Source organism: Syntrophomonas wolfei subsp. methylbutyratica, from assembly GCF_001570625.1.
Lineage (GTDB): Bacteria > Bacillota > Syntrophomonadia > Syntrophomonadales > Syntrophomonadaceae > Syntrophomonas > Syntrophomonas methylbutyratica.
Genome location: NZ_BBQT01000018.1, coordinates 36,195 through 61,628 on the forward strand (window position 1 = coordinate 36,195; position 25,434 = coordinate 61,628).

The following is a 25,434-nucleotide window of genomic DNA, read 5'->3' on the forward strand; positions in this document are numbered from 1 at the left end:
AGAAGCACCCTGCGGGCACTACTGATGTTCGCTTCGCTCACTATTAAAGAAGCGGGGGACATATTTCACCTCGTATTTAATACTACTATATTTAGATTTTATTAAAAGTGTTTTGACAATTTTGTTAATAATATCTATTATTGCGACCATTTCTTCCTTTAGTTTTAATTCATTAGATACTATAATTTAGAAAGAAGTGATTGAAATTATCGCTAATTCTAAGGAGTTGATCAAATGGCAGATGAACTCTGGCGCTACTACTATTTTTTGGAAGAAGATGCCGATAATTTTACTCCATTAATAGAAGTATTCCAGCAAAATAAGGTCAATTATTACCCGGATTATTCTTTCAAACTCCTGGAAGAAGAAAAAAGCTTTTCCTACCAATTGAAACAGGATAATTTAAGCATTCTGGTATTATGTTGTTTGGTGGAAAAAGGTGATTGGGAGGATTATCTTGCCTCACTCGAAGCCTGGGAGGAGAAAGCTGGCATTAACGATGCGGATATCGTTGCCGAGACCAGTGTGTTTCTTTCCACGAAAACGTCATGGGGGGATTTTCTGCTATCCTCACAAAAATTATCCCGGCAAAAAGAGGATCTTAGTATTGGAATTGAAGAAGGACAGATGGCCCGCCTTTGTCGTTTATGGCCCCAGGGTAAGGCCTTTTACGCTTGTCATTTGGATAAATACACCAGGCAGAACCGCAATTTTCTAGGAAGTGAACTTCCTTTATTGGAAGCCAGTCTATTGCGCTTGCGTATGATTTCATCTTTCTTGAGAGAACAGAAAAATACGGTGCTCAGGGAAAGGGAGCAATTGGATCAAGAGTTGTCCGCTATTCTACATACCCAGCTGGTTATGGAGAAGGGTAGTGTGGAGGAAGCGAAGGAGCTGGAGGAGCAAGTTGAAGGGCTATCCCGGGCTTACGGCAAGATAGCGGGAGACTATAACACCCTGTTGTCTGCTGCCAACCGCCTTTCTTCCCTGTTGCAATCCTTCAAGCAACAGCTGGACGCTTTGCGTGGTGCGGATTTTAGTGAAGGCTTTATTAGTGATATGATTAATCCCTATTTAATTCGTCTGCGGGAGATAGAGGAAGCGCAAAACAGTATAATAATATCCCGGGAAAACCACCGGGCGGCCATCGAAGTAGCCCGGAGCAAAATCGATATTATGAATGCCCGCTCCAATATGGCTACTCAGAAAGAAATAAGGAACCTAATGCAATTGAATGTTACCATTCAAAAACAAAGCCTGGTTTTTCAATATGCTGCCGGCTTGATTGAATTTATAGTTTTAGCTTATTACAGCCATTCCCTCTGGTCCCATCTAGCCCACGGGGCTTATGCAGTTATACCGGGCTGGATTCAGTTCCTGGTGGTTATAGCCTTTTCCGGCAATACGGTATATTGTACTCACCTGATGGCTGAGTACATGCAAGGAGAGCATCATGTGAAGAATAAATTAATAGCCACCGCCATCCCCTTGTTTTTGATATTGTTAATCGTAATAGCTGCCAGTGCTTTACTATCCTCTCCGCTTCCTCATTAACCCATCATTTTTAAGGCCTTAAGGCGTTCGGAGAGCTTTTTCAGATGCATATCTTCCTCGCGGGCTATCTGTTCAAACAATAGCCTGGTTTCCTGGTCTTCCGCCTGTTTGGCCAATTCTTTGTAGCGGTCACGGGCCTGAGCTTCGGCATTAACCGCCAGTTCCATGGCTTTTAAGAGGCTAGCCTTCATATTTATGACCATTCCTTTCTTCAGGTACAAAAGATCATGAAAGAGTTTCTTTCAGACTTATAACCATTCCTTTCTTGAGGCACAAAACGTCATGAAAGATTTCTTTCAGACTTATAACCATTCCTTTCTTGAGGCACAAAACGTCATGAAAGATTTCTTTCAAACTTATCACTCCATATTAGTTGTTGAATAAATTATAGCTAAACTTGATGCCACTGCAAAAGCTATTAATATTATTATGCTGGTATATTTTATGCAACCCTTATGCAAAAAAGGGGTTTTTGCAGTGGAACCCTTCATGCCCAGAGGACACAAACAGCGATGGAAATAGGAGGAATAACAAGGATGGGGATTTTCTGACGCAGATTTATTATGATTTACGCGGATAGTATCAGCGTATATCACCCTGCGGGTACCATGATTTTCGTCAAAAAGTTATTTTTGCTAGTCAAATATTATTAACATCCTGCTTTTATGAGCTGCTCTGGGCTTGCCGGATAGCTGCCAGCAGCTCTTCGCGGCTTATATCCTCGCTGAGCACAAAGTTTCCTATGCCCCGGGGTAATACCAGGCGCAGCTTATTGTTGATTACTTTCTTGTCGTTCAACATACCTTCATAAATAGCCGGCGGTTCGAAATCCGGCCAACGGGTGGGAATACCCAGGCACTGGTAGAGCTTTATGATTCGCTCCAATTCATCCGGGGTCAGATAATTCTTTTCCCGGGCCAAAAAAGACGCCGCTATCGTACCCATAGCCACCGCTTCGCCGTGCCGCAACCGGGAGTAGTTGCCCAGTTTTTCCAGGGAGTGGCCAAAGGTGTGTCCCAGATTCAATATGGTCCGCAGCCCGGTTTCTCTTTCGTCTTTGGCTACCACTTCGCTCTTTATCCGGCAGGATTCGTAGATTATTTTTTCCAGAGAGCCGGCTTCCTGCGCCTTAATAGCTTCGGTATGTGATTCCAGGTAGTCGAAGAAATCGATATCATGGATTATTCCGTATTTCACCACTTCGGCCAGGCCGCTCTTATACTCCCGCTTATCCAGGGTTGCCAGGGTCAAATAGTCAATGATAACCATGCGCGGTTGGTGAAAGGCGCCCATCAGGTTTTTTCCCCGGGGGTGGTTTATAGCCACCTTCCCGCCTACGCTGCTATCCACCTGGGACAGGAGAGTGGTGGGAATCTGCACATAGTCTATCCCCCTCTGGTAGAGAGCTGCTACCAGACCGGCCAGGTCGCCGACAACGCCCCCGCCTAGAGCCACCAGTACGCTGCTGCGTTCCAGTTGAGCTTCCACTGCCTGATCCAGAACCTTGAAGGCTTCTTCCTGGTTCTTGTATTGTTCTCCATCGGGCATCAGAGCCACGCTTACGCTAAAGCCCTGCTCCTCCATGGCTTCTTGTACTTCCAGGCCGTAAAGCGTAAAGACAGTGGGATTGCTAACCAGCAAAATTTTTTCGGTCCTGCTTACTTGACGAAGTAAAACACCAGAGCTTTTCAGTGAACCGCCTTCAATGTATATCGGATAGCTTCTTTCTCCCAAACTGACCTCTAATTCACGCAAGCTGTCCATCCTTTCCCTGTTATGCTACCTTAAGCACCGGGTTATTTCCTCAACAATCGCCCGGGGTTCCTTGTTATTGGTATTGATGCGGAAATCAGTACAGGCATAAAAAGCATCACGGGCTTCCAGCATGGCTTTAATCTCCTTTTCCCCAAACTCCTTTTTTAATAAAGGACGACTAGCTTTTTTTCGCTTTACTCGTTTGAGAATTTCTTCGGGGCTGGCCTCAAGACAAATCAATATGCCATTCTCTCTCAAAGCCTCAATATTCTCCTGGCTTAGTACCACTCCTCCTCCGGTAGCAATAACCAGGTTGCTTTCATGGCCAAGTTTTTGCGCCAGCAGTTTTTCCTCCGAACGAAATCTTATTTCTCCATGCTTGCGAAAGATTTGATTGATGGGTAAACCGGTAATCTTCTCAATCTCCCGATCCATATCAATAAATTTCATTTTTAGCTTTTCCGCCAGCCTTTGACCAACAGAACTCTTTCCTGTACCCATAAAACCGATTAATACTATATTTTTTCCCATTTCCACACCCTTTTCAAATAAGCCTGGTAGACTGAATAGGACTTTCTTATTTCATCCAGGCTATCACCGGAAAACTTCTCCAAAAAAGCCCGGGCTATAACAAAAGCCAGCATGCTTTCCCCGACTATGGCCGCCGCTGGAACCGCACAGATATCAGAACGCTCAATATCGGCCTTCTCCTCCTGCCACGATTTGGTATTAACACTGGTCAAAGGCTTATAAAGAGTGGGAATAGGCTTCATATAGGCCCGAGCCCAAACCGTCTCCCCGTTGCTTATTCCTCCTTCGATTCCTCCGGCCCGGTTGCTCTTCCGGTGGAGTCCCTCTTCCTCATTGTAAAATATCTCATCGTGTACCCGAGAACCCGGTTTAGCAGAGTTGGCAATACCTTCTCCAATTTCCACCGCCTTTATGGCCGGAATACTCATCAGTAAAGCGGAAATCTGACTGTCCAACCTGCTCTCCCAGCTGGTATGGCTGCCCAATCCCGGCGGCATTCCGATAACTCCAACTTCAAAACTGCCGCCGAGCGATTCCCCCTTGGCCCTGGCCTGATCAATGGCCTCCATCATCAGGGACTCTTTTTCTGTATCCACCAAGTGCAAGGGGGATTCATCCACCTTCTCCAGCAAATCTTGCCAGTTCTGCTCATTCACCTGCCAGGTTTTCGCCTGCACCGGTCCTATAGATTTTACCTGGCTATAAACCCTGATATTAAACGACTCCAGGAGCTTTTTAAATATAGCTCCGGCCGCCACCCGGGCAGCAGTCTCGCGGGCACTGGCCCTTTCTAAAATATTGCGCATATCCGCCTGATTATATTTCATGGCCCCGGCCAAATCAGCATGCCCGGGCCGAGGCCGGTTTAAAACTTTTTCTTCATGCCGCTTGCATTCTCCTGCCGCCATTATCTCCTGCCAGTTTTCAAAATCCTGGTTTCTTATGAGATAGGCAATGGGACTGCCCAGGCTATAGCCGTTCCTGATTCCGGAAAAAACCTCCACACGGTCCGATTCAATCTTCATCCTGCCGCCTCGTCCGTAGCCCTTTTGTCTCCTTTGCAGTTCCCGGTTAATATCCTCTTCCCCTATTTCAACCCCGGCAGGCATTTGCTCAACAATACCAATAAGACCCTTCCCATGTGACTCGCCAGATGTAATAAAGCGTAACAACATCCGTATCCCCCTATTTCTTTTTAATATAGCCGCCTTGAAAATGTTTGGGTTCCATAAAAACTACAAAGGCATCGGGGTCTTTTTCATATATCTTATCCGCCACGGCCACAGCCATATTGCGTTTGAGAAAAATATTTAGAACCAGTTTGGAGCCGGCCTTACCACTGGCTTCCCAACAAGTTACCGGAAAACCTTCTTCCCGTAATTCCTCCACAATATGACCATGCTCGCTGTCAATGGTTACCTGCACCCCCCGGTAGCCCAGGGCAATCTTTTCTTCCAGGATAGATCCCAGGAGGATACCCAGGGCAAAACCGGAGCAGAAGACCAGTAGTTTTAAGGGTTCATTCAGTGAACCGATTACCAGGCCCAGGGCTACGGTATAAATAAGGATCTCAAAAAAACCGATTATGGCCGCCGGTATTCTATCCCCGCGGATAACCAGAATCATCCTCACCGTTCCCAAAGAAACATCCAGCACCCGGGCCAGGAAAATAAAAATTAGTTCAAACAACATATTACTCCCCTCATTCCCAGTTTAATGGAGGTTTATCGGAAACCCTAATCCTCCCCGCAGCCACGCTTACTATAATATAGCGTAATTCCCCTTTTTGGTTTTCCAGGGTTACCGTTCCTGCGTGAGAAGGTACTCCTGAAGGCAAAAAAATACAGGCTGCTTTGTCATCATGCTTGGCAAAAGTAGTCAGGCCCAAATATGTAATACCCGGGCTTAATTGATAGGTGGAGCCATTTTTAACTTTATATTTGGTATCACTGGTATAAAAGTATATCACTTGCGATTGCCCGCTGCTTATGGCTTCCTGCCGCGCCATTCGCAACACCCAGGACATTCTTTGGGCATCACTTTGCAACCGCTGCTTTTGTATAATAGTCGAAAACTCCGGAGCAGCCAGGGCCAGGACCAAGCCAAGAATAGCGATGACAAACAGGAGTTCAATCAGGGTCAACCCTTTTGTCGAGCTGATCTTGCACCACTTCCTTCATGTAGTCCAGGGGAGGCTTTTGCCCCAGCAGTATTTCCAGGGTCAGAGCTCCTTGCTGAACGAACATCCCCAGCCCATTCATGGTTTCAAGCCCCAGGGCTTGCCCCCAGGATAAAAAACGGCTTTGCAACGGGTTATAAATGAGGTCGCATAAGACGGCCCTGCTTCCCCGCAGATCCTCTTTGCTTACCGGCGATTTATCAATGTCAGGAAACATCCCCACCGGGGAGCAGTTAATGATAATGCTGGCTGTCCGGCTCAATCGCTGAAATTCAAACCTGTTCATCAGGGAAGCTGAAGCAAAACTTGAGCTGCGGCTGCTTATTAACTCTGCCAGCTGCCTGGCCCGGGCTAAATCCAAATCCAGAAAATCCAGGCGGCTTAGCCCAAGACCGGCCAGGGCAAAGGCCACCGAGCGGGCTGCTCCCCCGGCCCCGATAAACAACGCCCTTTCTCCGGGGTCGATTCCTTCATCCCGTAATGCTTCCACAAACCCCTGGCCATCAGTATTATAACCCTGCAAGCGCCCGTTTTCATTCTTTATCACATTTACCGCCCCGCAGGCGGCCGCTTCGGATGATAATTCATCCAAAAAGGGGATGATCTTTTCCTTATAGGGGATGGTAACATTCAATCCTCGAAAATTTAGAGTGCGGATAGCGGAAGGAATTTCAGGCAGCTTTCCTTCCTCAATTTCCAGTGCCAGATAAATATAATTTAAACCCATCTTCTTAAGGGTAAGATTGTGCATCAGGGGAGAAAGACTATGCTGCAAGGGATAACCTATCAAGCCCATAAGTTCAGTTTTGCCATCTAAATGCACATTTCTTTCTCCTTTCTTAATCCCGTGAGGAGTGAGGGGTTGGAGACTCCCTGCGAGCTATTCCTGATAAATAACTCCCGACTCACGCCTGACATACAACGGCCTACGACTTACTCCCCCCAACTTGCTCCCAACGGCCAACGCCTGACGACCGACGGCCTATTTCCTATTCTCCCCCTGACGTCCGACGACCGGTTTCCGGCGCAAACGGCGCAAAACGAAGTATTCCAGGCAACGAGATATTTTAGTGCCCGGAAACTCTCTCTTATCCAAGGGTACCACCAGAATCGTATATAGGCCCGCCCGGTTTCCTCCCAAGACATCGGTAAATATCTGATCGCCAATTACTGCGGTTTCGGCAGCCTGGCTTTCCATTAAGGAGAGAGCCCGGAAGAAGGCCCTGCGCCGGGGTTTCTGAGCCCGGTGAAGATATGGAATCCCCAGGCTCCTGGCTACAGCCAGAACTCTTTGTTCTCCATTGTTGGACAGGATACAGGCCTTGAAGCCCTGGTCCTTGATATTCTGAAACCATTCCACTACTTCTTGCCTTACTTCCCTTCTATTCCACTCGGTAATTGTATTATCGAGATCCAAAATGAAAGTGTTAATCTTTAGCTCTTTAAGTTCATCCAGCGGTATTTCCAAAAGAGATTTAACATAGATTTGAGGATAAAGGAATTCAAGCATTTGCAAACCTCACTACTATTGATCATTTTCCAGTATTCGCTGCCGTAAGAGAGCAGCGGATAACTCCGGCGCCACCGGATTGGTATAATAGCCCGTAGCCATCTCGAAGCCATTGGTCACGATAAAACGTGGGTTTATCTCCATGAACCAGTGAGCCCCTTCCGAGCTGACCCCATTTAGCGGCCCGGTGTTTATCACGATATTATAGGAAGGATGGCTTAAAGAATCAAGCATAATAGTTAGAAAGGTTTTCAAGGTCCTGGCCAAATCAGATATCTCTTTTTCACTTATATCACCGAAATGCTCTTTATGCTCTTTAGGTATTATCCAGGTCTCATAGGAAAAGCGTGAAGCATATGGCGATAAGAGGAGAAAGTGTTCACTTTCGTATATTATTCGTTCCCCGTTTTCTTGTTCCTGCTCCATAATGGAACATAAAAGGCATTTTTGGTTATGCTGGTAGTAGCTGGCCGGAATGGCCACATGCAAAGGAACCATGGGAAGTGCCACTATCTGGCTATGACTATGCTCCTGGGAAGCACCGGCAAAGAGCCCCTGGTTTTTATAAATCTGAATATATTTGATACGCGGATCAACTGCCAGGGCCTGGTAGCGCTCTTTAAACATCCGATAAATCAATTCGATTCTTTCCAGTGAAAATTGGTGAAATTTGCAATTATGATCTGGGTTTCCTATCACCACTTCCTGCTTTCCCAGGCCGTTGCAGCTAAAGTATATCCCTGATCGTTCTTCCTGTAATTCTCCCTCCAGCTTAAAGGCAGAATACTTGCTGGGTACCGTGCGAACAATCCAACCCGGAGAATCCGGAGCCGAGTTATCCTTTCTCACGGCAGCAATTTCCGGTGGGGTATGCGATTCATTACCGTCACAAAAAGGACAAACTTTATCCTTGCGAACATAAGTACCATTGCGGTTAATCGGAAAAAACCTTGGTTCAAGGGCCTGTTCGGTAGCGATTAATACCCATTTGTCATGCAGCAAATCCTTTCTCAATTCCGGCATACCTGTCCCCCCTTAAAGCAGCCGCTTAGTATTATGATAATTATATGCCCAGGAAAGACAATTAATTGCCCTGGTTTTAAGCATACTCTATTAATTATATCTTCAACCCTGGCTGAATAACCAGCATAAAGTATCTTTATGGGAAATTTTATTCGAGAAAATTGATTGCCCTGCAAAATAGTAAGATAAAAAACAGAAGGCACTTAATTTAGCCCCATTGGGGGGCAGGGAGGACGCCCCAGGAGTTTACCGTTTAATATCAAAAGGTGAATAAACAAGGGGGCTACAATGTAACCCCCTTGACCCCTCGGTCGTAATTCTTCAGATGCTTGGCTGCTATCCAGTCCTCATCCTCTTGTTAGGCAAGATAATTGGTGTTTAGTCTAAGGCAAATTGCTCCGAGCTACTGACCTTAACGTTATCAGGTTTTTCTTCATTTCTTCTATACTCGTCAGTGTATTCCTGCCAGGGTTTGTCGTCTATGTTTATCCATAAAAAGCACATAATAATTACCTCCTTGGTTATTTCACTTTATTTTTCCCTTGGAGCCGTCTATTATGTAGATTTTATTAGAACATATATCGCCATTTCCTTATCCGGGATTACAAGAGAACCGTCCATTTGTCATCTCCCTTGTCATCTAATATCGTTAAAAGAGCTTAATGACACAACAAAAACGTCCCCTGGATAATATTATTATAATTGTCATAGCGTTCAACACCATCCGGCAATATACTGAAAAAGTAAATTCCCATCTATAGCATTGGGCATAGCCAGTATAGTAAACACCTTGACGGAATTTCCGACTATAAAAGGAAGTATCCTTTACTAGCTGCCGGGATAAACGGGATTTTAGTATGGTATTGATGGATTGAAAGACCAGCCGCAAGGTTTTTCACCACGCTCAGCATAACAGTGGGACCTCAAGTGTGCGGGGAAGCATACCTGGCTTGAGCGCGCAAGTCTCCGGTCGGCCCTGTCGGCAGCCAGTTAGCCGCCAAAAGAAAGCTTTTTTGAACAGCGTGATGGTGACCTTGCTACTCCAACTGCATTAATAACTCTCCGTTCTTAACCTGCTGCCCTTCCTGGACGGTTATGTTGCCCACTTTACCGCTTACCGGAGCCGCAATCCGCGTCTCCATCTTCATGGCCTCAATTATAATCAAGCTTTGGCCGGCCTCAACACTATCGCCTGCCTTGACCAGTATTTGGACAACTGTTCCCGGGATGCTGGCCCCAATATCCTTTTTGTTGTTGGGATCAGCCATTAATGTCGAACCAATTTCAACATCAAAAGTTTTATGATATTGCTTATCCAGGATAGTAATTTCTCTTTGATTGCCGTTAACCTCAAAGTATATCTTCCGGTAGCCTTCTTTATTGACTTTGCCGATGTTGACCAGCTTGATGATAAATGTCTTGCCTTCCTCAAGTTCAACTTCGCAGACTTCACCCTGGCTTATCCCGTCGAAAAATACTGAGCTGTTCATTCGGCTGAGATCACCATACGATTTCTTGAATTCCAAATATTCTTCAAAAACCTTGGGATAAAGAGCATAGCTCAAAATGTCCTGCCTGGTGGCTGGCAGGTTATATTGTCCCTGGAGATAATCATTAATGGCCTCAAAATCGGCCGGTTCCAATAATTCGCCCGGGCGGGTACTAATAGGCCGCTTATCCTTCAGAACCACTTTCTGCAATGCCTCCGGGAAACCACCCACCGGCTGGCCCATCATACCCTCAAAATAGGCTATGGTGGAATCAGGAAAGGCCATGCCCTTTCCTTTCTCAATAATATTTTCCGGAGTCAGATCATTCCTGACCATAAATATAGCCAGGTCCCCGACCAGTTTCGATGAGGGGGTTACTTTTACAATATCCCCCAGCATTTCATTAACTGCTTTATACATTTCTTTGACTTCTTTAAATTTATGCCCCAGTCCGAAACTTTCCACCTGCGGTTTTAAATTGGAATATTGACCGCCCGGAATCTCATATTTATAGACCTCCGCCGTTCCTGATTTAAGATCTGATTCAAATTGGCTGTATATAGGCCTTATGTCATCCCAATAGTCGGCAATTTCCTGAATCTCATCCAAGTTTATCCCGGTGGCCCGGCTGGTATTTTCCAGGGCTGCCACCACCGAGTTTAAAGCCGGTTGACTGGTTATACCGGCCATGCTGCTGAATGCGGTGTCAACAATATCCACCCCGGCTTCAGCTGCCATAAGCAGAGTAGCGACGCCATTCCCGCTGGTATCATGGGTATGCAGATGAATGGGAATCGCTATCTCATCCTTTAAGGCTTTAATCAACCGTACGGCGGCGTAAGGTTTCAAAAGTCCTGCCATGTCCTTGATGCCCAGAATATGGGCCCCCATTTTCTCAATCTCTTTAGCAGTTTGTACATAATAAGCCAGGGAATATTTGTCTTTGCGGTCATCCAGGATATCGCCTGTGTAACAGATGCAAGCCTCGGCAATCTTGTTGCTCTTTAAGGTCTCGTCGATAGCTACCTCCATACCCTTTAACCAATTTAAGGAATCAAATATTCTGAATACATCAATCCCGGCCTGGGCGGACTCTTTAATGAATTCCCGGACCACATTGTCGGGATAGTTGGTATAGCCTACCGCATTGGCACCCCGGAGCAGCATTTGAAACATAATATTAGGAATTCTCTGACGAAGTTCGGCTAATCTTTCCCAGGGAGACTCATGCAGGAAACGGTAAGCTACATCAAAGGTAGCTCCGCCCCACATTTCCAAAGAAAACAGGTCCTTGCCAAAATAGGCGGTCGCTTCAGCAATGCGCAGCATGTCAACAGTCCTGATCCTGGTGGCCGTTAATGATTGATGAGCATCGCGCATGGTGGTATCGGTCAGCAGCAGTTTATTTTGGGATTGGATCCATTTAACAACTCCCTCGGGACCTTTTTTATCTAAAATTTGTTTGGTGCCGTTAAGTTTATAATTGCTATTAATTTTAGGAACTCTGGGTATATCGTAATCTCTTTTCACGCCTTTGCTTTCATTGACAACTTTTTCGCCAATGAAGTTTAGAATTTTGGCTTCATGGTCCTCCCGGGGAGTTATATCAAAAAGCTCCGGGGACGCATCAATGAAGCCCGTATCACACTCACCATTTTTAAAACGGGGATGAGATAGAACATTAAGTAAAAACGCTTCATTGGTCTTAACCCCGTTGATAAGCGTTTCGCGAATGGCTCGTTGGGATTTATTTATCGCGTCTTCGAAGGTCCTGGACCAGGAGGTGATTTTGACCAATAAGCTGTCATAGTAAGGACTTATTACTGAACCAGTATATCCATTGCCGCCGTCAAGCCTTATGCCAAATCCGGCCCCGGTTCGGTAGACATCAATTTTACCGGTATCAGGTGCAAAACTGTTGCTGGGATCTTCAGTGGTAACTCGGCATTGTATCGCATACCCTCTGGTTTGGACGGCACTCTGCCGCGGGATGCCCACTTCCTTGGAATTCAGCTTATAACCCTGAGCAATGAGGATTTGGCTCTGTACGATATCAATGCCCGTTATAATCTCTGTTACGGTATGTTCAACCTGAATGCGCGGGTTCATCTCAATAAAGTAGTGATTGCCCTGTTTATCGAGCAGAAACTCGACGGTACCGGCGTTTCTATAATTTACCGACCGGGCAATTTTCAGGGCATCAGCACATATTGCCTTTCTCTGTTCAGCTGAGATCTTAAATGCGGGAGCAAATTCGATTACTTTTTGATGTCTTCTTTGAATGGAGCAGTCCCTTTCATATAAATGGACAATGTTGCCATAATTGTCGCCCAGAACTTGAACCTCTATGTGCTTGGGACTTTCCAGATATTTTTCAATAAAGATGTCATCTATTCCGAAGGCTTTTTGGGCTTCATTTTTAGCACTGTGGAATTCCCGGAGCAGGTCGGTTTCATTTCTCACAATTCTCATACCCCGTCCTCCGCCGCCGGCAGAAGCTTTAAGCATGATGGGGTAGCCGCATCTTTGGGCAAATTTAATCGCCTCTTGATCTGATTTAATAGCTTTTTCAACTCCGGGAATAGTGGGCACCCCTATGCTCTGGGCAATAAGCTTGGACTTGATCTTATCCCCCAATTTATCCATCATTTCCGGAGTCGGCCCAATAAACTCAATCCCTGATTCAATGCATTTTTGGGCAAACTCAGGGTTTTCAGCCAAAAAGCCATAACCAGGGTGGATTGCATCCACCGCCTTTTTAATGGCCAGGCTGATTATTTCCTCGATACTCAGATAAGTCTCCACCGGGCCTTTATTATTGCCAATCAGGTATGACTCATCCGATTTAGTCCTGAACAAAGCCAGTTTATCCTCTTTGGAGTAAACTGAAACCGTTCTGATACCCAATTCCTGACAGGCCCTGATAATACGGATTGCAATTTCGCCTCGGTTTGCAATTAAAACCTTTCTAAAAGATTTCATAATCAGCATCCCTCATCTTCTCTCTCATATCTCATTAATTATACTCCATCAAAATCCCTAAATCTCCCCCCATTAGTGTCTTTCCACCAAGCAATGACCGTAAAGGGCACCAGTAAACCACTAAAAAGCCACATAAGTATTGGTGTAAAATCAAGTAATGGATTTCCTTCTACAGGCATATACGCTTCTTTGGGCAATTGGTATACAGGATCAATACCTGAAGAAAACAGGCTGGCGAATAAAATCAGGATGGTGATACTCGTACAAATTCCAACCCAAGGAGCAACGGCAGACAACCCACAGCTTTTACTTTTTCCCCTTTTGAATAAACGTAATATCTTTATGATTATCCAGTAAATCAGCGAACTTATTATAATTAACATTATGATTATTGCAGCTAATGCGTAAAACTTGCTTCAGTATATGTCCCATTAATAAATCTATAGGGTTTAGCAATACGGGCAGGCGAGTCTAATCTTACTATTCAAGCCCCTACTAACTCAGTGGGGCCCTTGGCCATAGGGGGTTAGTTCGGAAAGAAACACTAAACCTCCGTACTCTGGCAAAGGTCCTGGGAGTCTATATCTCGGTTATAGATTTCTTTTATCAGTTTTTTTATGGCCTTTTTTTCAATACGGGATACATAGGAACGGGAAATACCCAGTTTTTTAGCAATATCCCTCTGAGTCTCCTTTAACCCATTGAAAAGGCCATAGCGCATTTCTATCACCTGTCGTTCACGCCGTGAAAGTAAACTAATCTTCTCCTTTATTTTTTCCTCCTGCATTTTAGCCTCCACCAGATCCACTATTTCATTGTCATTGGTGAGAATATCAATCAGGGATATTTCATTCCCTTCCTTATCATGGCCAATGGGGTCGTAAAGAGAAACTTCCTGTTTTTGTTTCTTGCTGCTGCGCAGATGCATCAAGACTTCGTTGTCAATACAGCGAGCGGCATAGGTAGCCAATCTTACCCCCCGTTCAAAATTATAAGTCCTAATAGCTTTGATCAGGCCAATGGTACCGATGGAGATTAAATCCTCCAGATCTTCTCCGCTGCTTTCATATTTTTTCACTACATGAGCCACCAGGCGGAGGTTATGTTCAATCAAAATGTTCCGTGCTTCTTCCTCTCCCCTTTGCATTTCCTGCAAGCACTTGCGCTCGTCCTCTTCGGAAAGAGGTTGGGGAAAAACCTGGTTGTTGAGATAGGCAAACAGGCACAAACTGCCTTTGAGGATTCCGGTAATAGCCAGAGCCCACAACAGGAAGGACAAATTACCACCTCCAAATTCTGCGCTCTATACTATATGAGGTTGCCAAACAAAATGTGCCTTAATCTGACATGAAAATTCTGGGGAGGGGGGAGAGAGAGGGTTCCTGGGAGCTAGCGTTTTAAAACCTATTGTTTCTTTTGAAATCGTATTCTTTCTTATCCTACTATCTTAACCGCATTATCCTTAACCTGGTTAACTGCCTCTACAATCTGCTTTTGTTTTGATCCATCAAAAAGCTTAATAAAACTCTGAGGTTTATCAAAAGGTGGCTTCATTAGTGCGGATACATTCTCGATATAGCCATTTTGTACTATATAATCAATAACCTTTTTTACAAAAACAATTTGTCCATGGCTTAGTGACTGATCATTGATAAACTCCGAAAATGCTGCGCAGGCTGCTTCATATTCCATCTTTGCAATTTTACGTACCAGCAGGCCGAAAGGCGTATCCTGGTATTCCCGCTTATAATCTTCTGGTGTACCCAGTTCCCCAGTGAAGATAAGCTCCAAGCTGTTATAGTCGAAAGCAGTCAACCGAATATTGTTTCGAAGCTTATAAATAGCCATATGATCGCGGTTTTCTTCAATATAACGGTTTACCTTTAGTTTATAGTCTTCAAATGTATAGGCGGGGTCTAACCCCTCTCCTTCTTTAACCTCAAGAACAATATCGTTCAGGTTAGTATATATTGGGCTAACTCCGCCTTCATCAACAATAAACTTAATAAGGCTGCGCAATTCTATGCGCACCTTTTCAAAATTTAAAATATCGGAATTTTGCCAGAAATCATCCGTACCAACATTATTGATAAGCTCTATTTTCTCTTTAATCTGCGGAATAGTAATACGCTGTGAAAGGCTGCTGCAGACGTTTATCAGCTGCTTCTTGCCTTTATTGAAATATGGTGCTCCCTCGATTTGGGCAATCATAATTCCATACATAAAGTTATCAAATCGTTTGGCAAACTCATCTGTATCATCCATGTAAACAAGTGGAGCCAGGTGAACAATTAAGTCATGTTTGTCTAAGTCAGAAAGAAATACGAAAGCATCCTTCTTTTTATATTTCTCAATGTATTGTAACTGCAGTTTTACCGATATAAGTTCTGTATTCAGTGTGTTTATCTGCTGTACGACAGTATCTATAAGATTTGTACGAATGGCCTGATAAGGTTGCTCCATAAAAGCCGATTGCTGGAGATGATGAATTAAGCGAACCCGTTTAGCAAAGATCGCTTCCGAAATGCTCTGGGTTTCGTTGCCTTTCACGCTGTCTTTGTTGGTACGGAAAAATTCGAAGTTTCCGAGGTAATCAAAGATTAGGAAATGGGTTTTATCCTGTCCATCCCCGAATAGATTTTTGCATAGCCTTGTACCCCGGCCAATCATCTGCCAGAATTTTATTTTAGAGCGGACACGTTTAAAGAAGACTAAATTAACCAGCTCTGGAACATCTATACCTGTATCCAGCATATCCACCGATATAGCAATATAGGGCTCTTTTTCAGCAATTTTGAAATCATCGATAATTGTTTGTACATAATTGTCATCGCAAACCACACGCTTGGCGAAACTGCCGTGATATTGCGGATATAGTTTATTAAAACGCTCAACGATATACTCCGCATGTTTTTTATTTTGTGCAAATATAATGGTTTTTCCCAGCCTGTCACCGGCAGCAACCTTAATTCCTTTGGTCATTAAATCTTCCAATACCATATCTACTGTACATTGGTTAAAGATGAACTCATTAACCGCAGGGGAAGGAATAAAATCAGGCATCTCACCATCTTCATCTGTGAAATCTTCTTCATAGCGTGCCTTATCTTCCTCGGATAGTTCATCGTAAGTTATGCCCTCTTCCAGGAACTTGGTTCTAACCTCAATATTGTGGTAAGGCACTAAGACGTGATCGTTATCTACAGCAGTTTCATACGCATAAGCATAGGTCGGCACACCGTTTTCCATCTCAAAAAAGTCATAGGTGTTGCGATCCACTTCTTGCTTGGGTGTAGCTGTTAAACCAATCAGCATACTGTCAAAATACTCAAAGATAGCACGATATTTTTTAAAGATACTGCGGTGGGCTTCATCTACTATAATTAAATCAAAATGGGCAGGGGTAAACAGCCGCTGCCCATCTTCGTTCTTGGCTGAATCAATTGCATTTAGCATAGTAGGGTAGGTTGAAAATACTATGCGGGCCGTTTTGTCCTCCTTATTGATTAATAGATTACATAGGGACATATCCGGCAAATTAGTTTTAAAATCATTCTTAGCCTGTCTGACCAAGGCAGTACGATCAGCTAAAAATAAGGTATTAGTTATATATCCACCCCGGGATAAGACATCGGTTAGACTGGAAGCGGTTCTAGTTTTCCCCGTACCGGTCGCCATGACAAGCAATGATTTGCGATGACCTGTTTCAATGTTTTCACATACTGCCCGGATGGCTTCTTTTTGGTAGTAACGATCAGTTATTTTATCATCTATCGGTATTTCATCCAAAGGTTTACGTTCATTCCTTCGGTTCATCAGCTTTTCAAGATCGGCTTTGGAGAAGACTCCACTCACCTTACGCTGCGGAGAAGTTAAATCATCCCACAAGTACGTTTCAAAGCCATTGGTGGTAAACATCATGGGTCTTCTGCCGGTCATCTTTTCCAGACAGTCAGTATATAATTTGGCCTGCTGGGTACCAATCTTCGGGTCCTTTGAAGTGCGTTTCGCTTCAATTATGGCAAGGGGCAATCCGTCTTTGCCATACAGTACATAATCGGCATAGCCTTTTCCTTCCGGATTCGGCATACCGTAAAGCTCCACTTCTTCACGAACATCATCGTTAAATACCCATCCCAGTAGTTTCAAGTCTACATCGATATATTTTTTACGGGTTAGAAATTCCGAAATATCCAATGGAGTAAAATGGCGTTCTTCCTTATGGTATTCTTTATCAGCGGTAAGCTGTGGGCTCATCGCCTCAATCTTGGCACGTAGGGCTTCTATTTCAGAATCTTTTTGCTCAATCAGGCTATCTATTTCTTTGAGTTTGGTTACATCAAGGATTACCTGTTCTGCCGGAATTTTTACTTCATCAAAGCTGCGTTCTACATAATTAAACCCGTAGCAGTAATCAATCCATTGTATAAATTCAAACAAGGAAGAAAGAGATAGGACGGCATCACTGCGACTGATGGCTTTTTCCGTATGTACGGCAAGGTTGCCCAGCTTAATAATATAGGGCAGCTTGCTCCATGTCTGGTTATCAAGAACGAATCTAAAAGAGGGTTCGTGAATCAATGACTGCAAATTATCCCTGTAAGGCATAGTAATAGTATTATCGGCAGAATACACCCACTTTACAGCAAGTTCGCAGGCTTTCCGGCTCCCCATAGCTGCCATTGCTGGAGAGGTAGCCAACACACGCTCCGCTTCAATACAAGCAGTAGCAAACAGGGTATATTCGGGGTATTCCTGTAAGTATTCAAAGTTTGCAGACAAATAAATCACCTATCCTTATAAATTCAGCGTATTTGGAAGTATTGCTAAATTCAGAACTGCGATTTACTGGCAAAGATGCTTAATCAATGAAAAGTAGTATACCTGGTTTACGGTTACGGATGCTACTTCGTTACTAATTCGTTCACCGTTTTCACGCCTCAGATAAAGAGGATATACCTTTTCGAAAGTCTTATATGTAAGTTTCCTTGGCATAGATAATTGACACGATGGCTTATTTTCAATCGCATTATCAATGAAAACTGCTTTCCCATCTGAAGTTGCAGAAAACCATATCGGTGTCTTTTTGATTTTTGGTACAGTAGGAAACTCCAGCTGAGTTCCCTTTAACTTATCAACTATCATGTTCCATGCCTGAAGCGGTGTCATCAGATTCAACTCCTATATTTTAATCCTAATCAAAATATTCATTCATTAAGCTGTCAAAGAGGTACTGAGTTTCATCGATGGCTTTTTGCACCAGGGCTTTTTGCTCTTCGATCTTAATGACCATTTCGGCAAATTGATTCTGAATAGAAATTGGTGGAGTAATAAAGTTAATATTTTTTATAACAGACATCGGTGGCAAATTAGGAATACCACTTCCCCTGCTAGAAGTTATGTGCTGATTTTTAAAATTGGGATTGCCAAATACATAAACAAAAAATATTTGGTTCATTTCTTTGTTATCTAATGTGACTTTTAATAAGGCTTGATTAATTACTCCTGGCAACGCATCTTTTGGAACTATGGATAATTTGCCCAAATATACACCTGAACAACTGATTAGTATATCGCCAGGTTTCACTTCAAAATCCTTGAGTTGGTTAAAAGTTTTTTGATCAATAAAATACCGCTTAAAAGAATAGTCGTTATTAAGCGCATGGTTCTGTTCGTAAACAAGATATCCTTCATCTACAAATATTTCTTTTTTTAAAGCCCCACCAAATGGTCCCCTTTTTAGAGAGTTCTTTGATTTAGCTACTAATTTAGGTAATTTCTTTAGCGCCCAACCTTTCTCATTAATTACTGGATCACCAAACATATCGTAAAAGGTGGAATTTATTAGGTTTTCCAGCTCTGCAAGCTGCTGTTTGCGCATGGCAAGCAGTTCCACAGCGGTGTCTAAAGTTTTGGCTATTTGCTTCTGGGTTTCGAGGGGTGGAATGGGAATTGATATACTTTCTATATTTTTAGCACTAATATTTGGTTGCGCACATCCAAATGACAGTTGTTGTATTTGCTTTAAAAAAAGACTTGATTTTACATAATGATAAACATAATTAGGAAAAACCTGATTATCATAAATCCGTATTAATCCTACTCGTTGATTTAGCAAAGCGGGTTGATTGTATGTATATCGCCCAATTTTACCTACAGTTGCACCCGACATAGCAACTAATATATCACCCATTTTTATACGATATGTATCATTGGCAATCCAAAATTCTAGTGGATAACAAATGTCATAATCCAAATCAACAGTATCCCCATTTAAATTCCCGATACGAATGATAGGTACTCCGTTTTTGGTAAACTGAGCACTTTTAAATGCATACCCGCCTTGTATTATGGAGACTTCCCCCAATTTCACCATTTCCCACTTACTCACTAATAAGCCCCCTCAACTCTTCCATCTTGGAAGCAATATCAAGGTTCAGCTTATCTAGGCGATCCATAATCACCGCTGGGGCATCATATACCACTTTTTCATACACAATCTCTTTATAATGGTTGATAGATAAATCATAATCATTGGCGACAATAGCTGACTTCTCCACAAAAAAGCTCTGCTCCGTAGGCTTGCGGTCAGCTTCCCCCTCAAGATTATGAAAACGTGCAATAATATCAGGAATATCATTATCCTCAATGGGCGTTCGCTTATCATCCAAGGAATAACCATCTGCTCTCATATCATAAAACCAGACCTTGTCAGTCCCACCTGCGCCTGTTTTAGTAAATACCAGGACTGCCGTACTAACTCCTGCATACGGCTTGAACACACCGCTAGGCATGGAGATAACTGCCTGCAGTTGATGGTTTTCGACCAATTCTTTGCGCAGGGCTTTATGAGCCCTGGTAGTACCAAACAAAACCCCATCAGGTACAATACACGAGCAGCGTCCGCCCTTGCGCAGCATCCGTAAAAAGAGCGCCACAAATAAAAGCTCTGTTTTTTTGCTACTGCAGACTGCTTTTAGATTATCATTAATACTTTCCGTATCAATTGTTCCGGTAAATGGTGGGTTAGCCAGAATAATATCATAAGCAGTAGAGATACTGTTCTGTTTGGAAACGCTATCTACATATTCTATACGGGGCTGGGTAATAGAGTGCAGCATCAAGTTCATAGCAGATATACGCAACATGGTCCGGTCGGTATCAAACCCCGTAAACATCGCGCCTCCAAAATGCTCCCATTGTTCAGGAGTCATTTCAGTCTCATACTTTTCCCTGATATACTCCGCAGTAGAAACCAGAAATCCCGCTGTTCCACAGGCAGGGTCTATGTTCGTGCCGAGTTTGATACAATGCAAACAAGCGGTTTCTGCGTTATTGCTGGTTGGCAAATGGGCGGAAACCGCTTGATATAAAGACTTCCTGCGGTCATGGACTGACAGCGGAAGCCACTTCTTTCGTTTATAGAATATGCTATTTAAGATATTATGCCTTGCCGTCGCCTCCATTATCATAGTCTTTACACCCCCTCTTTGTCGGCATCCGAGGAATAATTAAAAGGTAGAGACAAAATTGAAAGGTTATGATAAAGGCGATATAACACGGAAAACTACCTGCTCACCCATGCGCTCCATTGCCAAATACGGAACTGCTGCCATATCTGCCTGCGTAACATTACAAATAGAAAACGGAAAATTTGCTGGATGAGATATGAAGCTTTCCCAAGTCATATACTGCTGTTCTGTAGCCAGCAAGATGGACGCAAACAGCAATGCCACGGCATTAGGGTCCGATATAGTATGAACACATTTTTCATAGTTTGCGCTTTTATCAGCACATTTTATTGCTCCGACATCACGCAACGTTTTAAGATTTTTTGACAGTGAAGTTTCAAGGGTTGAGCGTGCACCCCACTTGTTAAACACTTCTTTTTTTATTTGAGCTGCCGATACACAATCCTTTAACTCATAAAGGTTGCCGAGTACAATGCACAAATCTTTGAAAATGGGAAACCGCATCAACATCATAGCCCAATGTGCTGGTAAGCGCTCAGAACGAGTTAAGTACCGAGCGGCTTCAACAGCAGAATCATGAATACTGGATTCTCCATCGTACCAGACATTTAGCAATATTGTACGGGTTTTTCTAATTGTATCCTTACTTGATAGATGCTGGCTTATTTGTTCATCAAGCCTTGTGCGAGCATCTTCTCTGGATACTCCAGCAATGTATAATTCGTAAACCTCATTCAGCTGGTTGAGATCAATTGGTAATGAAAAGGCAACAATTTTTGCCATATAATTAAACCACTCCTATTCTAACAAACGGCACCAGTAATTCCTCAATAGAATCACTGCCGTGTGTGATGTATTTTTTGCCGCGATCACCAATACACTCTTCGTTTGCAAAGAGGAAATAGCGATAATTTTTCGGCATATAAGTGCCAGCATACTCGCAAACCTTGAACTTATCAAGTTCTTCAGCACCGGCAAAATCTTTATAAATAACAGCCCTGCGACTGACATCCTCGGTCAAAAGTCCCGGCTTTGTGAATCGACCCATACCAACCGCTTCAGTATGTCCGTGATCGGCAGTAATAAAAACATCAAAACCAGCGAACAACAGATTTTCAATCATGCTTCGAAGTGTGCCGTTTTTAAGCCATGTTTCTATATCCACTGCCATTCCAGGAGTTCCTTGAAGCTGTCTATGTATTAGGTCATCAATGAAATTTACAACAATTCCAGCTGCTTTGATTTTATCGGGGATTTCGGGTGTTTCGGTTTTTCCGAAATATATCTCATCGTCTCGGAGCCCGTGCTCCGTCCAATACTGTCGCCACTGTTTTTCTTCATCAACCAAAGAAAATGTTTTCGCATTCTGCACCGGTATTGCCCCTGAAAACAGAGACTGTCGAGCAATGCTTGTGATCGTTGGGATAAACGAAAAAACTGCATTGACGTTCAATTTCCAAGGCGCGTCTGCAAATGATTCTTGGATTAGTTGCCAGTCCACAAAGCTCATACCATCAATAACAATGATTGCTGGCTTTTGGCCATTTCGGCGCACAAAGTCCAAAACGTGATGAAGCATTACAGGCTGGCTAATATCTGCCGTCGCCGCGAGAGACGGATATCGCTCAGAAGTCCAATTGCAGAAAGTTGAATCAACTGAACTGTAAGTCTCTTGAATATCTTTAATCGTAAATCCTTTGTCGCGTAGTAGCATAAGCTTAGACAGCAATTCTATAACTGGCGTCCAATCGCGGTATGTCTTGCATGAGGCCAAACGCATTATAAGCTCTCGTGTAGCAGCTGAAGAGTAATCATTTACTATATCCTGATTGAACATATCAACTGTTAAAAACGCTTTTGTCTGTTTTGCAGTCAAACGACGTCCACTCAAATACTTCGTTGCTACAGATAAGTAATTAAAATCAATATTGCGAGTGGCACGGAGGGTAGAGGTATCGAGTCTTGGGAATACTGTGTCAAGCCCCAGCGTAACAATTGTGAACTGTTTATAAATGTCATAAGGTATTTTGATATCCAAGCTGGGTACTATGAAAATGGTGCTTTCTTTAGTCTGACGACAATCCCGTTCGTAAATGAATCGAAGCTCTTCAGAGCATTTCACTTCAAAAACGCTATACTCATCCCAATACAGTCCGTTAGTTCCGGCAGTTCGAGAAACAAGGTTATCAGTATCGTATATAATAAGCCGTTCAACCCAAGGCAGCCCAGCTTTTTCAAAAAGCAAATCTCTCAAAATGGCTTTTTCACCTTGCATATTAACATCGGCTGCAGCGAAGGACAAATACTCTTATGTCGATTGTATTCCTGCTGTAGCTCTTGCAACTGCCTTTCAAGTTTTTTTATCCGAGACACGCGAATATTTTCTATGCCGATTTTGTCAGCCGCTTCTATGCGAAGTGTCAGGGCATATCGGCGCTTTTTGTATTCTTGTTCGTGCCAAGAATAATAATGATTCTTCATTTCAAGGAATGTATCTTCAGTCAGCTCGGCAGCACGGGAGAGAATAGCACAATATGTGGCATCGTCAAGCGATTCCGAACCCAACATATTAAGTGTAATTTTATTGTGAAGCATCTCATCCCAAAGTAGCTTAGATGCAGCTGGACGATAGACATTATTATCATTAATAAAAAGTGAAATCATGCGCTGGTTTTCATCACCATCGCTCAAGGAAATCCGCCATAATGACCATAGGCCATTCTCGGTATTTACGCCTTTAACTTCAAAAACAGGAATGCCATCTTTTTGATGCCACACTATTTTATCGCCAAGAAGCATTTGTATTTGAGGGTCTGAAACGGACAGTTCTAAATCAAACAGCGGATCAATGGTATATCCTTTCCAAGTTTTATAATGAGTAACCATATTCCGCAACACGCTGTGGAAAGCTTGTTGTTGTCGTTCAAACTGGCTATCAGGCATTAGCGTTTTTTCATCCCGAATAATGTCACGGATTTTTACAGCCTGTCCGACCTGCTTCTCCATATCCTTGCTAAGCTCATCAGTGTAATATGTTCCATACTTTTGTGCTGCTATAGTTTTCATATACACTTGGGTAAAGTCAAGCTCGGCACTGTCACTATTGAGTACATCTTGAAGTTTATCAAAACCGAGTTCTGATAGGATAGTGGCCAGTTTTTCCTCAAGAACAGAGCGCACACGATTTTCAATAGTGTCATCAAGAATGAAATTAAATACTTCGACATCCTTGGCTTGCCCGATACGGTCTGCACGACCAATACGTTGCTCAATCTTCATCGGATTCCAAGGTAGGTCGTAGTTAATTACAATATGTGCGAACTGCATATTGATACCTTCACCACCTGCATCAGTGGATATAAGTATGTTACGTTCACGGCGAAATTGCCGCAACGCAACATTTCTTTCTTCTATCGACATATGGCCGTTGATAAGCGCAGTTGTAAAGCCACGCGCCTCAACCAGCGCTTGTATAAATTTCTGCGTCATTACAAATTCAGTGAATATAATAATCTTCGCATCAGCGTCCCGCGTAGATAGCGCGCGGAGAATTTCATATAGCTGCTCGGCTTTAGCGTCAATGAATTGATTTTTCGCTTGCTTTGCCAGTGACAGAAGCAGTTCAAGCTGCATTTTCTCCTCAGTGATACTAGCAGAAAGAACAGTCAATGCTTCCTCAAGCGATTCCTCCATCTCTTGGTCAGCTAAATCTCCGATGCTTGCTGTATGTAGCTGTTCTGACTGTGTGGTGATAATGTCTAAGCGACGTTCCAGTGCGTCAACAATGGCGGCAGTACTGCTGGAAACCAGCCGTTGAAACAGCACCATGAGAAAACCAATGTATGGTTTCTTTTCACGCATAGCCTTATTGTAGCCGGTCCGTACATATTCGGTTACCTGCTCATAGAGCTCCTGCTGCAAACTATGGCGTTGCTGCCATTCCACTTTTACAAGGTGCGTGTGACGCTCTTTGAAAAGCGGTTTCCCTTCATTGTCTACAGCTTCTCGTTTTTCTGTACGAATGATATAAGGCGTTACTTGCTCTTTTACCACCGCCTTTGGATTTGGAAAAGCATCACGGTCAAGTAATTGCATAAGCCTCAGGAAAGGCTCCGTCTTACCAGAATGTGGTGTAGCTGTGAGAAGCAGTAAATGTGGGCTTGCTTTTGAGAGCATATCTCCAAGTTTGTGTCGTGCTACCTCACCAGTAGAGCCTGCCACACGATGCGCCTCATCAATTATTATCAAATCCCATCCACCTGCGACGACAGCCTCAATACGGTCATCGTTGTATTGATCAATGCGCTCTTGTGTCCAACCAATACGTTGCTCCAGTGGTTTGATAGCATCCATCGGACTGATGACCAGCAGGATTTGTGTAAAAACATTCTGGTCGTGGTTTATCTTCTTCAAAGTTGCATAATCTTCAGGTGAAACAATAGTAAACCGCTCACCGAATTTCTCGAGCATCTCTGCTTCCCACTGAGTAACAAGGCCCTTGGGGCAAACTACAAGAACGCGTTCAATGATGCCCCGTGTTTTCAACTCTTTGATTATCAGGCCTGCTTCGATTGTTTTTCCGAGACCAACCTCGTCAGCAAGCATATATCTGACTTCGTTTGATGTCATTGCCCGCTCTAATGCATAGCGCTGGTGAGGTAGCGGGAGAACACTCTCGCTGGTGTCGAAAACCGTACCGTTGGCAAGCTCGTTTTTTACCTTGCACCACGCTGAGACAAAGCGCACAAACGCCTCCGAAGCTGCGGATGCAGCCACGGAAGAGGCAAGGTTCTCGGCATTAACGGAATATACTGCATTCGTCGCCATATCGATAGCTTTGTAGGTTTTTATACCCCAAAACTCATGTACCTCAACAATGAGGACAACACGATTGCTTTGAGTATCTATTACGCTTTCTCCAACGGTAAACAATGTATC

At 43.6% G+C, this 25,434-nt stretch carries 20 protein-coding genes and 1 pseudogene; 1 reads left to right on the forward strand and 20 read right to left on the reverse strand.

All coding sequences use genetic code 11. The annotated features are described in order from the left end of the window. Window positions 1-234: 234 nt before the first annotated feature. A complete protein-coding gene (locus AWB54_RS11885; protein ID WP_061214816.1) occupies window positions 235-1,554 on the forward strand; it encodes a hypothetical protein in 1,320 nt (439 codons plus the stop codon). Here AWB54_RS11885 and AWB54_RS11890 read toward each other — a convergent pair. The 20 genes and pseudogenes from AWB54_RS11890 to AWB54_RS11985 all read right to left on the reverse strand — a co-directional run bounded on the left by AWB54_RS11890 (window position 1,551) and on the right by AWB54_RS11985 (window position 25,428). Then, window positions 1,551-1,745, reverse strand: coding sequence for a ferritin family protein (locus AWB54_RS11890; protein WP_061214817.1), 195 nt, complete (start codon window positions 1,743-1,745; stop codon window positions 1,551-1,553). The two genes, AWB54_RS11885 and AWB54_RS11890, sit on opposite strands and share 4 nt — an antisense overlap. A 472-nt stretch (window positions 1,746-2,217) precedes the next feature. After that, the gene (gene aroB, locus AWB54_RS11895) at window positions 2,218-3,318 is read right to left on the reverse strand and encodes a 3-dehydroquinate synthase (RefSeq protein WP_061214818.1); all 1,101 of its coding nucleotides are present in this window, start codon (window positions 3,316-3,318) and stop codon (window positions 2,218-2,220) included. Between the two features lie 15 nt (window positions 3,319-3,333). Beyond that, window positions 3,334-3,840: a shikimate kinase gene (locus AWB54_RS11900; RefSeq protein WP_061214819.1), complete on the reverse strand. Its 507-nt coding sequence runs from the start codon at window positions 3,838-3,840 to the stop codon at window positions 3,334-3,336. Beyond that, on the reverse strand, window positions 3,825-5,015 hold the full coding sequence (aroC, locus tag AWB54_RS11905) for a chorismate synthase (RefSeq protein ID WP_082736195.1): 1,191 nt from the start codon (window positions 5,013-5,015) through the stop codon (window positions 3,825-3,827). The genes AWB54_RS11900 and aroC overlap by 16 nt, the downstream gene beginning before the upstream one ends. A 10-nt stretch (window positions 5,016-5,025) precedes the next feature. After that, the gene (locus tag AWB54_RS11910) at window positions 5,026-5,532 is read right to left on the reverse strand and encodes a DUF2179 domain-containing protein (protein ID WP_011639965.1); all 507 of its coding nucleotides are present in this window, start codon (window positions 5,530-5,532) and stop codon (window positions 5,026-5,028) included. A gap of 10 nt (window positions 5,533-5,542) precedes the next feature. Continuing rightward, entirely contained in the window at window positions 5,543-5,983 is a 441-nt protein-coding gene (locus AWB54_RS11915; RefSeq protein ID WP_061214820.1) for a GspH/FimT family pseudopilin, read from the reverse strand. Beyond that, window positions 5,970-6,842, reverse strand: a complete 873-nt coding sequence (gene aroE, locus AWB54_RS11920) for a shikimate dehydrogenase (protein WP_061214821.1) — start codon at window positions 6,840-6,842, stop codon at window positions 5,970-5,972. The genes AWB54_RS11915 and aroE overlap by 14 nt, the downstream gene beginning before the upstream one ends. A gap of 159 nt (window positions 6,843-7,001) precedes the next feature. Further along, the gene (locus AWB54_RS11925) at window positions 7,002-7,529 is read right to left on the reverse strand and encodes a YqeG family HAD IIIA-type phosphatase (RefSeq protein ID WP_061214822.1); all 528 of its coding nucleotides are present in this window, start codon (window positions 7,527-7,529) and stop codon (window positions 7,002-7,004) included. A 15-nt stretch (window positions 7,530-7,544) separates the two neighbouring features. Next, window positions 7,545-8,552, reverse strand: a complete 1,008-nt coding sequence (locus tag AWB54_RS11930) for a galactose-1-phosphate uridylyltransferase (RefSeq protein ID WP_061214823.1) — start codon at window positions 8,550-8,552, stop codon at window positions 7,545-7,547. Window positions 8,553-8,930: 378 nt separating this feature from the next. After that, complete coding sequence (locus AWB54_RS16545) at window positions 8,931-9,056, reverse strand: hypothetical protein (protein ID WP_268873649.1); 126 nt, start codon at window positions 9,054-9,056, stop codon at window positions 8,931-8,933. A gap of 533 nt (window positions 9,057-9,589) precedes the next feature. Then, window positions 9,590-13,024, reverse strand: coding sequence for a pyruvate carboxylase (locus AWB54_RS11940; protein WP_153014721.1), 3,435 nt, complete (start codon window positions 13,022-13,024; stop codon window positions 9,590-9,592). A gap of 38 nt (window positions 13,025-13,062) precedes the next feature. Beyond that, a complete protein-coding gene (locus AWB54_RS11945; protein WP_174520067.1) occupies window positions 13,063-13,407 on the reverse strand; it encodes a hypothetical protein in 345 nt (114 codons plus the stop codon). Window positions 13,408-13,568: 161 nt separating this feature from the next. Next, entirely contained in the window at window positions 13,569-14,303 is a 735-nt protein-coding gene (gene sigK / locus AWB54_RS11950; protein WP_061214826.1) for an RNA polymerase sporulation sigma factor SigK, read from the reverse strand. A gap of 155 nt (window positions 14,304-14,458) precedes the next feature. Continuing rightward, window positions 14,459-17,806, reverse strand: coding sequence for a DEAD/DEAH box helicase family protein (locus AWB54_RS11955; RefSeq protein WP_061214827.1), 3,348 nt, complete (start codon window positions 17,804-17,806; stop codon window positions 14,459-14,461). 63 nt (window positions 17,807-17,869) lie between these two features. Next, window positions 17,870-18,193, reverse strand: a complete 324-nt coding sequence (locus AWB54_RS11960; protein WP_061214828.1) for a hypothetical protein — start codon at window positions 18,191-18,193, stop codon at window positions 17,870-17,872. Window positions 18,194-18,218: 25 nt separating this feature from the next. Further along, a complete protein-coding gene (locus AWB54_RS11965; protein ID WP_061214829.1) occupies window positions 18,219-19,415 on the reverse strand; it encodes a restriction endonuclease subunit S in 1,197 nt (398 codons plus the stop codon). After that, window positions 19,408-20,310: pseudogene (locus AWB54_RS11970) on the reverse strand (HsdM family class I SAM-dependent methyltransferase); the annotation flags it as partial. The gene AWB54_RS11965 and the pseudogene AWB54_RS11970, both read right to left, overlap by 8 nt. Window positions 20,311-20,562: 252 nt before the next feature. After that, window positions 20,563-21,279 (reverse strand): hypothetical protein, encoded by a 717-nt coding sequence (locus tag AWB54_RS11975; RefSeq protein WP_061214830.1) that lies wholly within the window; start codon window positions 21,277-21,279, stop codon window positions 20,563-20,565. Window positions 21,280-21,283: 4 nt separating this feature from the next. Next, complete coding sequence (pglZ, locus tag AWB54_RS11980) at window positions 21,284-22,771, reverse strand: BREX-3 system phosphatase PglZ (protein WP_153014722.1); 1,488 nt, start codon at window positions 22,769-22,771, stop codon at window positions 21,284-21,286. Beyond that, window positions 22,747-25,428, reverse strand: a complete 2,682-nt coding sequence (locus AWB54_RS11985) for a DEAD/DEAH box helicase (RefSeq protein WP_061214832.1) — start codon at window positions 25,426-25,428, stop codon at window positions 22,747-22,749. Before AWB54_RS11985 ends, pglZ begins: the two co-directional genes overlap by 25 nt. Window positions 25,429-25,434 lie beyond the last annotated feature (6 nt).